Source organism: Moraxella sp. CTOTU46711, assembly GCF_031975715.1.
Classification (GTDB): Bacteria; Pseudomonadota; Gammaproteobacteria; order Pseudomonadales; family Moraxellaceae; genus Faucicola.
On sequence record NZ_DALYMP010000001.1, the window covers coordinates 349,246 to 362,715 of the forward strand.

12 protein-coding genes are annotated in these 13,470 nt (G+C 41.4%); 7 read left to right on the top strand and 5 right to left on the bottom strand.

Features of this window, described 5'->3' with window-relative positions; genetic code table 11:
- Positions 1-5 precede the first annotated feature (5 nt).
- From RTJ53_RS01545 to RTJ53_RS01560, 4 genes are read left to right on the top strand one after another with little or no spacing between them, the layout of a single operon-like run.
- Positions 6-1,115, top strand: coding sequence for a glycosyltransferase family 4 protein (locus RTJ53_RS01545; RefSeq protein ID WP_312275540.1), 1,110 nt, complete (start codon positions 6-8; stop codon positions 1,113-1,115).
- Positions 1,112-2,041, top strand: a complete 930-nt coding sequence (locus tag RTJ53_RS01550) for an NAD-dependent epimerase/dehydratase family protein (RefSeq protein ID WP_312275541.1) — start codon at positions 1,112-1,114, stop codon at positions 2,039-2,041. The genes RTJ53_RS01545 and RTJ53_RS01550 overlap by 4 nt, the downstream gene beginning before the upstream one ends.
- Before the next feature lie 56 nt (positions 2,042-2,097).
- Positions 2,098-2,601 carry a sugar transferase gene (locus RTJ53_RS01555; protein ID WP_312275542.1) on the top strand — a complete coding sequence of 168 codons (504 nt, stop codon included), beginning with the start codon at positions 2,098-2,100 and terminating at the stop codon, positions 2,599-2,601.
- Positions 2,573-4,024: a capsule assembly Wzi family protein gene (locus RTJ53_RS01560; protein ID WP_312275543.1), complete on the top strand. Its 1,452-nt coding sequence runs from the start codon at positions 2,573-2,575 to the stop codon at positions 4,022-4,024. Before RTJ53_RS01555 ends, RTJ53_RS01560 begins: the two co-directional genes overlap by 29 nt.
- A 73-nt stretch (positions 4,025-4,097) precedes the next feature.
- Here RTJ53_RS01560 and RTJ53_RS01565 read toward each other — a convergent pair whose 3' ends face one another.
- Positions 4,098-4,874 (bottom strand): ferredoxin--NADP reductase, encoded by a 777-nt coding sequence (locus tag RTJ53_RS01565; protein WP_312275544.1) that lies wholly within the window; start codon positions 4,872-4,874, stop codon positions 4,098-4,100.
- A gap of 177 nt (positions 4,875-5,051) precedes the next feature.
- Between RTJ53_RS01565 and tsaA the strand changes: the two genes are divergently transcribed.
- From tsaA to RTJ53_RS01580, 3 genes are all read left to right on the top strand, one after another.
- A complete protein-coding gene (gene tsaA, locus RTJ53_RS01570) occupies positions 5,052-5,783 on the top strand; it encodes a tRNA (N6-threonylcarbamoyladenosine(37)-N6)-methyltransferase TrmO (protein WP_312275545.1) in 732 nt (243 codons plus the stop codon).
- A gap of 188 nt (positions 5,784-5,971) precedes the next feature.
- Positions 5,972-6,364, top strand: coding sequence for an MCR_0457 family protein (locus RTJ53_RS01575; RefSeq protein WP_312275546.1), 393 nt, complete (start codon positions 5,972-5,974; stop codon positions 6,362-6,364).
- A gap of 181 nt (positions 6,365-6,545) precedes the next feature.
- The gene (locus tag RTJ53_RS01580) at positions 6,546-7,724 is read left to right on the top strand and encodes a D-alanyl-D-alanine carboxypeptidase family protein (protein ID WP_409418126.1); all 1,179 of its coding nucleotides are present in this window, start codon (positions 6,546-6,548) and stop codon (positions 7,722-7,724) included.
- 67 nt (positions 7,725-7,791) lie between these two features.
- Here the strand turns inward: RTJ53_RS01580 and RTJ53_RS01585 are convergent, their stop codons facing one another.
- The 4 genes from RTJ53_RS01585 to RTJ53_RS01600 form a co-directional block, all read right to left on the bottom strand.
- On the bottom strand, positions 7,792-9,642 hold the full coding sequence (locus RTJ53_RS01585) for a sensor histidine kinase (protein WP_312275547.1): 1,851 nt from the start codon (positions 9,640-9,642) through the stop codon (positions 7,792-7,794).
- 34 nt (positions 9,643-9,676) lie between these two features.
- The gene (gene der, locus RTJ53_RS01590; RefSeq protein ID WP_065252739.1) at positions 9,677-11,080 is read right to left on the bottom strand and encodes a ribosome biogenesis GTPase Der; all 1,404 of its coding nucleotides are present in this window, start codon (positions 11,078-11,080) and stop codon (positions 9,677-9,679) included.
- A 201-nt stretch (positions 11,081-11,281) separates the two neighbouring features.
- Positions 11,282-12,475 carry an outer membrane protein assembly factor BamB gene (bamB, locus tag RTJ53_RS01595; protein ID WP_312275548.1) on the bottom strand — a complete coding sequence of 398 codons (1,194 nt, stop codon included), beginning with the start codon at positions 12,473-12,475 and terminating at the stop codon, positions 11,282-11,284.
- Positions 12,476-12,618: 143 nt separating this feature from the next.
- Entirely contained in the window at positions 12,619-13,458 is an 840-nt protein-coding gene (locus RTJ53_RS01600; RefSeq protein WP_312275549.1) for a YfgM family protein, read from the bottom strand.
- Between the last annotated feature and the right edge of the window lie 12 nt (positions 13,459-13,470).

The window sequence follows — 13,470 nt, forward strand, 5'->3', positions numbered from 1 at the left end:
TTGTTATGAAGATTGTATATATTATTACTCGTTCTGATGTTTTAGGGGGGGCAAGTGTTCATCTGCTCGACCTAGCCAAAGGTATGCTACTAAAAGGCCATCAGGTGCATATTCTGGTTGGTGGCACAGGCGCATTTACAGAAGCATTGGAAAAAAAGAACATTGGTTACACTGCTTTAACGCATTTAAAACGCGAATTATCGGTTCAAGATGAAGTTCTGGGCTATCTTGAGATAAAAAAACAGCTAAAACATTTGAAACCAGACATTGTACATTGTCATTCAACCAAAGCAGGTCTGTTAGGCCGTTTGGCAGCAAAATCACTCAAACTACCTGTCGTATTTACCGCTCATGGCTGGGCATTTACCGATGGGGTCGGGGCTAAAAAACAAAAAATTTATACCAGTATTGAGAGGGGGTTGAGCAAATTATCGGACGCCATTATTACTGTCTCAGAATATGATAGACAACATGGTTTTAAACACAACGTGGGTACGCATCAACTTGTCACCACGATACACAATGGTGTACCAGATATTATTAAACCTACACATAATACCCCGAATGCCATTCCAAAATTGATTATGGTGGCAAGATTTGAAGAGCAAAAAGACCAATATTTTTTGATTAATACATTGGCTGATTTACCAAAAAATTTAGATTGGCAGCTAGACTTAATTGGTGATGGACCAAACTTGCAAAAATGTAAAGATTTGACACATAAAAAGCAGTTGGATGATAAAATTGTTTTTCATGGACAAAGTTTTAAGGTTCAAGAGTTTCTCAATGAAGCAGATATTTTTGTCTTAATATCTAAGTATGAGGGTTTTCCTTTGACTATATTGGAGGCTATGCGAGCCTCATTGCCCATTATTGCCTCTGATGTCGGTGGGGTGAAGGAAAGCGTCAATCCCAACAATGGATTTTTAATTGCAAAAAATGATAGCACTGCATTGCGTGCAGCATTAGTCAACCTCATATCGGATGCGAAGTTAAGAGCGCAACTGGGGAATAACAGCCGAAAGGCTTATGAGGCAAATTTTACTTTCGATATCATGTTAGACAAAACGTTAGCTATCTATAACAAAATTTTAGCCCAGAGAGATTTGCGATGATGAAAATATTAGTGACAGGTGCATCAGGTTTTGTCGGGCGATATCTCGTTAATGACCTATCTAAAACCGATGAAGTCATTGCGTGTGTCAGAGAAAAAAGTAACCTTCTGCCATCATCGGTTCAACAGATTGTTAGCAATAACTTTTTTGATATCGCTATACCCAAAGATACTGATGTTATCGTTCATCTTGCAGGGATTGCTCACAACAAAAATAATAGTGTTGACGAATTTAAAAAAAACAATGTGGATGGTACTTTAGAATTGGCTCGTAAAGCCTTAGAAGCTAATATAAAGCGGTTTATTTTTATCAGTTCTATTGGGGTTAATGGTAATAGTACCCATGGTAAGGCTTTTACCGAGCAAGACACACCTAATCCTACCAATGATTATACGAAATCGAAATATGAGGCAGAAAAAGCATTAGCCAAATTGTTTGAAAATACCCATATCGATTTAATTATTATTAGACCGCCACTTATCTATGCGCACGATGCGCCTGGTAATTTTTCAAAATTGTTGATGCTGATCAAGTTGGGGCAGTTTTTACCGTTTGGTTGTACTCACAATCAGCGTTCATTTATTGCAATAGAAAATCTGGTTAGCTTTATCACTGCCTGTATTTATCATGATACTAAAATTAATGAAACTTTTTTAATCGCTGACGATGAAGTGATTTCCACTAAACAATTAATACAGTGCTTGAGCTCAGGTATGGGTAAATCCATAATATTATTACCTGTGCCAACCAAATTGCTAAGTACTTTGGCAGATGTAACTGGTAAGGTCAGTATATTTGAGCAGCTGTACGGAAACCTAGAGATAGATAATCGTAAAGCAAAAAAATTCTTTAATTGGCATCCACCCAAACATAGTTTAAATGCCCTAAGCGAAGTTGGGAATTTATATCGGAATAATAAAAAATGATTAGATTGTTAGATATTTTGCTCGCCCTCATCGGATTGATAGTCACTTTGCCGATTATGATTATTGTGTTGGTGATTGGCTATTTTGATACAGGTTCTCCCTTATTTATTCAAGAACGGGTAGGTAAAGATAAGAAGGGATTTAAGCTTATCAAGTTTCGTACCATGAAGTTGGCTACACAATCTGTTGCAAGTCATTTGGTTGATAGTGCTGCCATTACGCCACTTGGCAAATTTTTGCGCAAAACCAAACTGGACGAGTTGCCACAACTCATCAATGTGCTCAAAGGCGAAATGAGTTTTGTCGGACCAAGACCTAATTTATTTAATCAACAAGAGTTGATTAAAGAGCGTGACAAACTAGGTGTATATGAGGTTCTACCGGGAATCACAGGTTTAGCACAAATCAATAATATTGATATGTCAACGCCAAAATTACTAGCCGAAACAGATAAAGAAATGATTGACAGCTTGTCACTGAAAAAATATTTTGGTTATATTATGAAAACAGCTTTGGGTAAAGGAAGTGGTGATGCAGTTAAACAATATAAAATTTCTTAAGCTGCCTTTAGCAATTAGTGTGGCGTTACTGTGTAGCTTTTCAGCACAAGCTGGGCAACTAGTTCAAATTGATAGTGACCTACGTCAAACACTTGAGATTTTGAAACTCGATGGTGTGCTAAATGTTGATATATCAACTTGGCCGATTAGTTCAGAAGCCATACAGACCGCCTTGAGTCAAGCGCAGCCCAAATCAGACAATGACAAACTGTTACTGGGTAAAGTTAAGCAAAAGCTTGAAGCCAACGATGTATCCAAGCTACAAATAATGAGCAACGTGAATGGTGACGAGCGCGCGGTGTTTAGCGGGTTTAATACAGAAGGCAATACGGTGACGCCTTTGGGTGTTAGTATTTCTCATAGTCATGCAGGTGATAACATTGATTATAAAATTCAAGGCACCTTAAATGTCGAAGATGATGAGCCTAGTAAGTCATCGAATCTTGATGGCAGCTATATCGGCACCAAATTAGGCAATCATCGCCTTGCCTTTGGTAGTATTCCGGTATGGTGGGGCAATGGGGTTGATGGCAGTCTAATTCGTAGTGATGCCGCTAGACCTGTTACAGGCTTTTTAATGCAGCGCGCTGATAATAGCCCCATTAATTTTCCTGTATTATCAAAACTGGGTAATTTTAATTACCAAATTACGGCAGGTCAATTACAAGATTATCAGGCAGTGCCTGATACAAAGCTCATCGGTATGCGGGCGAGTTTTCAACCGCATGAAGCCTTTCAAATCGGTGCATCTAGAACACTACTTTGGGGTGGTGACGGAAGGGATGAGTCGTTAAAATCGCTTGGAAAGGCGTTAACGGGTCGTTACGATAATACCTATAATACACCCACAGATATATCTGATCAAATCGCAGGCATCGATGCACAGCTGAATTTAAAACCGTTGGTGAATTTGCCTATGAGTGTCTATGGAGAATTCATTGGGGAAGATGAAGCAGGTGGTTTACCTACTAAAAAGGCGTATTTGGCAGGTTTAAAAGGTACGATTCCGCTGTTTCAACAGCCTTGGCTCTGGCATGCAGAATGGGCGAATACTTATTATGATTTAGACAAAACTAATATTATTTATGGTCACTCAATATATACAGATGGTTATTATCAAAAGGGCTTGCCGCTAGGTCATCCGATTGGTGGGGATGGTGAAATCATTAGTGTGGGACTATCAGGTAATATTAACGCTAATAATCAGCTCGGGTTAAAATACGCCAATGCCAAAGTGAATCAATCTAATCAAGTGATTAATTCAGCCTTCCCAACCAAGCAAGATTTGGATATTGTCGAAGCGGATTGGAAACATAAATACAATGACAAAACCTCGGTTAAACTGGGTATTTGGGGTAAAAAAGACAGCATCAGCGATGATAAAGATGCGGGTGGTAATTTAATGGTGGAGTATACGTTTTAAGGTAATTAATAAAAAAGAGCCAAATGGCTCTTTTTTTAATTCAAATTATTGCTCGACTTTTACTGCTCAACTTTTACTGTTCGACAAACGCGCGTTCAACCACATAATCACCCGTGCCACCCATGCGTGGCGAGGGTTTAAGACCAAATTCATCGAGTAGTGCCGCCACATCTTTATTCATAGACGGGCTGCCGCAAATCATCGCGCGGTCATCGGTTGGATTGATGGCTGGTAATCCGATGTCTTGGAATAACTTGCCTGATTTCATTAAATCAGTCATACGCCCTTCATTGCGGAACGGCTCACGCGTGACGGTGGGGTAATAGATGAGTTTATCTTTAACGTATTCACCCAGTAGCTCATCTTCAAACAAGTCTTTTTCAAACATCCCACGGTAGCCTAATTCACTCACATAACGTACGCCATGCACTACAATGACTTTCTCAAAACGCTCATACACTTCTGGGTCACGAGCAAGTGACAAAAATGGTGCCAACCCTGTACCCGTTGCTAGCATATACAAATGCTTGCCCGGGTTTAGGTCATCAAGCACCAAGGTGCCAGTGGGTTTTTTGCTCACCAATAATTTATCACCCACTTTGATATGCTGTAAAATAGACGTCAAAGGACCATCTTGGACTTTGATAGAGTAAAATTCGAGCTCTTCATCATAGTTGGTGCTGGCAATAGAGTAGGCACGCATCAAAGGTTTTCCATTGACTTCCAGACCAATCATGGCAAATTCACCATTCCTAAAACGTAAACCTGCATTACGGGTAGTTTTTAGGGTAAATAATGTGTCATTCCAATGATGCACATAGGTAACAGTTTCTTCATAAAATTTTGACATAGCGCCCAACCTTGTATTGGTCATAGATAAAAATAAAACTGGATAAAGGATAAAAAAAGCGGGTTAATATTGACATTCTGGGGCGATATGATAGCAAATTTTTAATGATTTAGTCGAATTTGGGCGTAAAAAAATGGCATAATCATAGTTTAAAATATCATATTTTAACGACCCATTATGTTACCACAACAAATTACCCTGCCGATTATCGGCATTGTGAACTCCCCACTTAAGCAAAAGTTTGGCACACCTCGCCAGCCCAATCTTGTCGATATCAACGCTACTATCAGCATGTTGCCGCCCTACAATGTGCTCAGTGCTTTTGAGGGCATTGCCCAATTTAGTCATCTTTGGATTATATGGCAATTTCATCAAAATCGAATCAATACCAATCAGTCAAATTTTCAGCCAACAGTCCGTCCACCTAGACTTGGTGGCAACCAAAAGATAGGGGTCTTTGCCAGTCGAAGTATGTATCGACCGGCAAATATTGGATTGTCAGTGGTCAAATTTTCGCATATTGAAAACACTGAGGAGGGTTTGAGGCTGCATATCATCGGCGGCGATATGATAGATGGCACACCAGTCATTGATATCAAACCATATTTGCGTTATAGCGATAGTATCGATGATGCGATTGCTGGGTATGCCAGCCAAAAACCCGTTATCAAGTCAGTGCATTGGCATCCCGATTTATTGCAGGAATTATCGCATATTGCAATAAAAAGTCAGCTCAAGCAAACAGATTGGCAAACCATCGAGCAACTCATTGCCCAAGACCCTAGACCTGCATATCGACAACAGGAGCTTAATATCCCATTTGTCATGCGTTATCAAAATGTCGATGTTCATTTTAGCCAGACAGCAGAGAGTGTTTTGCAAATTCAAGCGATTGAGCAATTAAACTAGACAGTGTAAACTAAGCCGTAACATGGATAATGCCGAATTTTTTACCTAGTAGTATATTGCTACACTGTTTCAAAAAATTTTACTTGTTCACAAAATACTGACTATATAGCGTGATTATTCGCTATATTTTTTTTGATTATTTAGTATGATATGGGCTGTATTTTACTTAGATAACGTTAGGACACCGTATGATTAAACTGGGCAACATCAGTCAAGCTATGATAGCCATGCTGTTAATGGGCGTCACCGTGAGTGGTATCGCTGAAGATAAAAATGGCGATACCATCGCAATCGATATGTCAGAATTATCGACCACCAAAGAAGAGGTTGCGGTATTACAAGTGTTGTCAGAAATCTGCCCACCCATGCTGAATAAATCGCAACAAACAGGGTTTAACACCGCTTATAATGTCGAGCTAAAAAAATTAATGCCGACTATCAGCGATCCTCGTTTAGCGGTGCAGTACTTATCCTCTCAGCAAGATTACAAGCAAATTTTGAATGAAACCCGCCAATGGACGCTCAGTTATCCAAAAGCGGAGAATCTTGAACTGTGCAAAGACCTTGCCAACAGTAAATAATAATTTAAGTCAATCTACGCTATCCACCCCCTAACTGATTTAGGGGGTTTTATTTATGATAAATCGTTGATTTTTAGACTGGATACAGTGTTGAATTACGATTTTTTTTGCTAATATAGGCAATTTGTTTTACCAAGCGTCCAAGCAAGGTCGCATTTGATTTGAGCCAAGAGTGAGTGAGATGAAAGCAATCGTAATACCGCAATACACCCAACGCCTGATGGTCGGCACCTTTGTCGCCGCCAGTTTTTTTGCCCCCACTGTACAGGCAAATGGTGCCATACAACAGCCTGAACTAGACAATTCTGCTTTTATCCTAATTGACTATGATACGGGTACGGTATTGGCTCAAAAAAATGCCGCGCAGCCATTCCCACCCGCATCATTGACCAAGATGATGACCAGTTACATTATTGAGCAGCGGCTGCTATCAGGGGCATTAAAAGAAAATGAACCCATCCTCATGACCCCAGAGGCTTGGTGTAAAGGCTCAAGTGAAGAGTCTTGTATGTATGTCCCTGTCAATACAACCGCCCCTGTGATTGATATGTTAAAAGGTATTATTATCCAATCGGGTAATGATGCATCAAAAGCGATGGCACAGCACATTGGCGGTAGCGAAACCACGTTTGCCGATTTGATGAATGAAGAAGCCAAAAAAATTGGCATGACCCATACTCATTTTATGAATGCGACCGGTATGCCACAAGAAGGCCATCAAGCGTCTGCCGAAGATTTGGCGAAACTTGCCCAAGCCATTATTAAGAACAGCAAAAAGTATTATCCCATCTATAGCCAAAAACAATTTACTTATAACGGCATCACCCAAGGCAACCGCAATGCGCTGTTGTTTACTGATCCCACGGTAGACGGTCTAAAAACAGGGCATACCGACGAAGCAGGTTACTGTCTAGTAGCGTCGAGTAAACGCGGTGATATGCGCCTGATTTCAGTGATTATGGGTACTAAAAGCGTGCAAGAGCGCGCAGACCAATCGCGTAACTTACTCAACTGGGGATTTAGTAATTTTGCTACTAAAATTGCCGCCCCAGCACAAAGAAACTACGGCAGCGTGCCAGTCAACTTCGGTGCTGTCGATAAAGTCAACGTCGTCAGCAAAGGTAATTTACAAGTATTAGTCCCAAAACTGGATCAAGAAAAAATCAGCACTGTGGTCAATTTACCAGCCGATGTCAAAGCGCCGTTAGCGCAGGGGCAAGAAGTGGGTAAGCTGGTTGCTATGCTCAATGGTAAACCTGTGGCGTCTGTCCCACTGGTCGCTGAGACCCAAGTTCAAGAAGCAGGAATTTTTAAACGTATGTGGCAACATATCGTGGTGTTTTTTAAAGGTTTATTCTAAGTTACAAAGAAAAATCACAAAGAGAAAAACCCTTCACATGAAACGAAGGGTTTTTTTAACTCAAGTTTTAACTCAAAATATGGGACAGCTCTTTAATATATTGATCGGGTGTATCGTCTATTACTTCTTTTTTGACAAAATAATCAACCCCCGCTATTTTTAGCAGTTCGATGGTATGCGGATTTAACGCTTTGGTGTCATAAACACAAATAATGGTGACCCTGCCGTTTTGTTCAAGCTCACGAAATTTGCTGACGAAGTCTAATATCGCTTGATAATCAATATTTCGGGAGATAAATAGTGCATCCACGGTATGAAATAACAAATAATCTTCAAGAAGTTCGCTACTGGTAAAGGTCTCAACTTTAGCACCGGCATTTTCCATGCGTTTGGCTTTTTCGTATAAATCTTCATAGTGATACCAAACGACAATATGTTTATTTATCAATAAACTGCGCTCATAGTTGTGTTTCCAATCTTTTAGCAGTAGCGATACCTGAAAATTGGTACCCACATCAGGTTCGCTAGTAACTGTAATACTGCCTTTCATCAGTGCTAACAGTTTTTTCACCAAAAATAATCCTGCAGAATTAGTTGATGAGGAATGTTTTACTTCAGGATTAATTTGGAAAAAAGGTTCAAAAATTAGCTCTAAATATTCTTTCGCAATGCCTATGCCGGTGTCTTCAATCTGCAGCGTCCACCTTACTTGCGTTTGTAAATGTTGCAACTGCGAGGTGATTGTTATGCTGCCTTTATCGGTAAATTTAATCGCATTTTCTACCAATGAGCTAATAATTAGGGTAATTTTTTGAACATCGCCTTCTAGGACATAGTCGGCATGATAGGGCTTTGCCTTTAATGTGATATTTTTCTCGGCAGCCAGAGGCTGATTATCATTGACAATTTGGGTGATTAACCCCGTTGGACTAAATTGGTAGGCGCTGATGCCTGCTTGACCTTTATCGATACGGTTAATTTGGATGATTTGATCCAGCTTAGCATTCAAATCATCTTTACCCAAACTAATAATTTCAACGGCATCTTTTTGCTCAGCGCTGATATATTGATTGTGTAATAGCTGTAAACCCGATTCGATACGACTCACAGAGGATTTGAACTCATGAATCAAAATATTTTCAAATTTTGAGCTATGCTCAAGCTGCTTAATTTGGGTTTCTTCAAGGGCATTTTTTTCTTGGCGCAGGGTGTCGATTTGGGCAATTTGCGCCTTGCGCTTGTTGAGCAAATACACCAAGGCTTTTTCAAATACCCAAGCCTCATTACTTTTTGGTAGCTGATAAGCCTCTGCCTGTGAAAACTCATCTTGCAAAATATGACGGCTTAAATCTTCAAGTTCTGGTAAGCGATGGCTTAAATTTTGCACCTTTTGCAACACAAACCACAAATTTAGCAGCGCAATAAATAATAACACAAGCATTAATGGCAAATGTTGCCAAAACCATTGATGGCGAATGGTTTGTAGGTCAAGGGTCAGATTACTATAGCCAATTAGCTGGTCTACTTTAGCGTTTTTTTGATTGGGCGTTAATTTTAACAAATTGATTTTAACAGGTTCGCTCAATCCGTAATAGCGCTCAAAAAGCACTTCAGTAACTTTAATGGGACGCGTGGTTGGATGCTGCTGCTGATCAAATGGAAAAAACACAATGCTTTCGTACTGTGGCATTTCGCTTAACAGTTTGTCAATGCTAGCGGTTGTCACACTGTTAGGATTGCTGGCAGTAGACTGGGCAAGTAGATAATTTATCTTACTTGCCTGTTTGATTTCAGATTGCACCGTTTGGGTCAAGTCGACTAAGGTATAAATCACAAAGCATATAAATAAAGCCAATAAAAAGGGTAGTGCAACGATACGCTTTACCGCAATTTGATAACCTAAAGTCTTCTGTACCATTCACTCATCCCTTAAAACGCCAATTAACATCGCCTTAACGTTTTTTGCCACGCTTTTTGAATTTTTGTACCTCTCGACGTTTACGTTCTTTTTGCGCATCCGTCATAGTATTGGTGCGACCTGCGTAAGGGTTGGCGTTTTGTTTAAACTCAACTCGAATCGGGGTGCCTTCAAGCTTGAATACTTTGCGAAATTCGTTTTCTAGGTAGCGACGATAACTGTTTGGCACTTGGCTGGTCTGATTGCCATGAATCACAATAATTGGTGGATTATGACCGCCCAAATGCGCAAATCGAAGTTTAATCCGTCGCCCGCCTACCATAGGGGGCTGGTGTGCAGTAACCGCATCTTGCAGAATTTGGGTCAAGCGACTGGTGGAAATATCAAACATTGCGGCATCATAGGCACGGTGAATCGATGGGTAAAGATTGCCAACGCCCGTCCCATGAAGCGCAGAGATTAAATGCACTTTTACATAAGGGATAAAGTTAAAACGTCGATCCATTTCAATTTTGACAAAATTCTTTTGGTCTTGGTCAAGCCCGTCCCATTTATTGATGGCAAGTACCATCGCGCGACCCGCTTCTAAGGCATAGCCCAACAAGTTCAAATCCTGATCGGTAATGCCTTCTTGCGCATCAATCACCACGATAACTACATGGGCATCTTTGATGGCTTGCAAGGTTTTGACCACGGAAAATTTTTCAACTTTTTCATCAATACGTCCACGGCGACGCACGCCTGCAGTATCAATCAACACATAATGTCTGTTGTCACGCTCGTAAGGTATATAGATACTATCGCGCGTGGTACCTGGCATATCAAAAACTACCACGCGTTCTTCACCGAGCAAGCGATTGACTAGCGTAGATTTGCCGACATTGGGTCTGCCAATGATGGCGATACGTAAACCATCAGGTGCTTGTTCTTCTTGGTCATCGGTGGGCATATTGGCAGTGACGGCTTCTAATAAATTGCCCACCCCACGTCCGTGACTGGCTGCCATGGAAAATGGTTCGCCAAAACCTAACGCATAAAATTCATGAATCGCCGCTTCATGCACACCATCCATTTTATTGGCGGCTAAAAACACGGGCTTGCCTAGGGTGTGAAGTTGTTTGGCAATGACTTCATCGGCACCTGTGATACCTGCGCGGCTATCAACCACAAATACAATGATATCGGCTTCATGGATAGCGGTATGCGATTGGTGCGACATATAGTCATCAATGGTGCCGTCACCTTCATCCACTTCGCCAATACCACCGGTATCGATAACGATAAAGGATTTTTCTTCAAAGGTTGCATCGCCATATTGACGGTCGCGGGTAAGACCTGCCAAATCAGCAACCAAGGCTTGACGACTGCGGGTCAACTGATTAAATAGGGTGGACTTGCCAACGTTCGGACGGCCAATCAAGGCAACAACTGGTTTCATAAATTTAATTTCCAAAATTTTCAAAAAGCAAGATTTTCAACAAGCAAGATTTTAAACACGCTTGAAAAATTCATTATTTCTATAACTTAACAAACCCAACATCGCGCTGCAATGCTGGGTTGTCATTTAAACTCACACTTTTATCAGTATGGGCTGCTCATCCACTCGCCAAAACCGCTAAATGCGTAAACAGTTTAACAATTAACGATTTACTTGCCAAACACTAAATGCGCCATTTGCGCTTTGGGCAATCAAACGGTTATTGATAAACTGTAATACCGCCACGTCGGATTTGGCTTGTTTTCTGTCAACTAGTGCCCCTGATGCGCGGTCATATACATGCAAATAACCCATGGCATCACCAACCACCACATAGTTGCCGATACTCACCGCGTTACTCAAACCACGATAAGACAAATTATCGGTTTGCCAATTAACCGTGCCGGTCATTTTATCCATCGCTACCAATTCGCCATCAAGTGAAGTGGCGTAAACTTGGCTAGCATCTGTGCCGACTGATTTTAGGCTCGCCAACTCTTTGACAAAACTTAGCTGCTGTGAAGCCATATCGGCAGCGACTAACTGACCACTGTAGGACACAACGTACAGCATATTGCCATCTAGTACGGGGGTGGCATCCACATCAGAAATTTTTTCGATATCACTACTGCCTTTGCTGATACCAAAACGTTTTGACCAAATGGGTACGCCATTATCGATGTTTAAAGCATGGATACGACCATCGGCTGTCGACACCAGTACCGTATTGCGATTGAATAAAATCGGCGTGGCACTACCGCGAACGCTTAAATTTGGATTTTGGGTGTTAAAAGTCCAAATAGGCGCGCCAGACTCTAGCGACAGCGCACTAATTTTACCATCATTGCCAAGGGTAATGACACGGTTTTGGCTGATGAGGGCTGGGGATAGGGTTGCGGTATCTAAAGGCATTTGCCAAATAACTTTGCCAGTTGCTCTGTCTAACGCAATGATGACCCCTTTGCTGTCACTAACCACGGCTACGCGAGATTGATCATCTAGCGCCACCCCTGACATTAGGCCTTGTTTGAGCTTAATGCTCCACAGCGCTTTGCCTTGCCCATCAAACGCTTGCACGCTACCGTCTGCTAACGCATTCACATAGCCATTGTTGTCATAAGCCACGCGAAACGCGGTAGGTTGTTGGCTGATGGTGGTTTTATTGCGCAAATTGCCAAAGCGTTGGCTAACTTTTGTATTACTGCCTTGACTAAATAGCGGGGAAATCACATTTTGACTGCTAGCGAGTTTCACAAGTGCGGCAGGTTTATGGACATTGTCAGATTTTTTAAATTTGTCACAACCGGTCAGAGTCATCGCTACCACCAAGGCGGTTGCAAATACGGCAGGTTTCATTAAGTTTGTCGATAATTTTGTTGATAATGGTGTCGATTTTGTTGTTGTTATGGTAGTCATTGTTTATCTCGTAACGTATAGTGAAATTTAAATGTTGTCATTTAAAAGTTTTGTCAGGTTAAGATTTTTTACCTAATTTGCACCTATTTTATGCTTGAGGCAACAGCGGGCGCAGATGCGGTTGCTGCAGCAGGGGCAGTATTTTCAGCTTGGGTAGGTGCTTGGGTAGGCTTAGCGAGTACGCCGCCTGTTAAATCGGGTTGTTTGACGCTTAGACCTAGGCTTTCCATTTTGATACGTAGCAATGCACGGTCTTGTGGGTTTGGGTTGTTTTGATTACGTTGTTCAATCAGTTGCCAAGCCTTTTGGTAATGAGTAGCAGCCGCTTTTTTATCCCCTTGTTGGTTGGCAATGTCCCCCAAAATCTCAAGTTTACTGGCTTCAAAAGCAGCGGGTAAGGGGCTTTGTAAGCGCTTTTGTGCCGCATCCGCTTGATTGTCCGACAACAGCACTTGTGCTTGGCGCAAAATGGCAATGGCTTTTAGCCCATCATCCTTCAGCGTTAACTGAGATGCTTTTTGTAGCGTTGCCGCCGCCGCTTTTAAATCATTTTTATCGGTTTGCTGTTTGGCTTGCAGCATCAAGGCTTGCCATGTATAAACCGAGTTATCATGGTTAGCCACAAATTCGCCCAAGTCTTTGTCCAAATTGGTTTGCGCCGTAGCCAGCTGCGCTTGTGCTTTAGTATCGCTGGCAGCTTGGGTGGTTAGGGTCTCAATATTGTTTTGGTCGCTTTGAATTTTGGCAAAATCGTTCGCCGCTGCGGTATCTATATTGCCGCCATGCTTTTGCCAGTAAGTCCAGCCAAAATAACCGGCTAATACCAACATAATGGCGGATAAAATATAGCCACCATATTGTTTAAGCGCGCCTAAGGATTGCTGTTCATCATTCACTAGCTTAGGTTGTACGTCTTTAACCATTACATAAAGCCT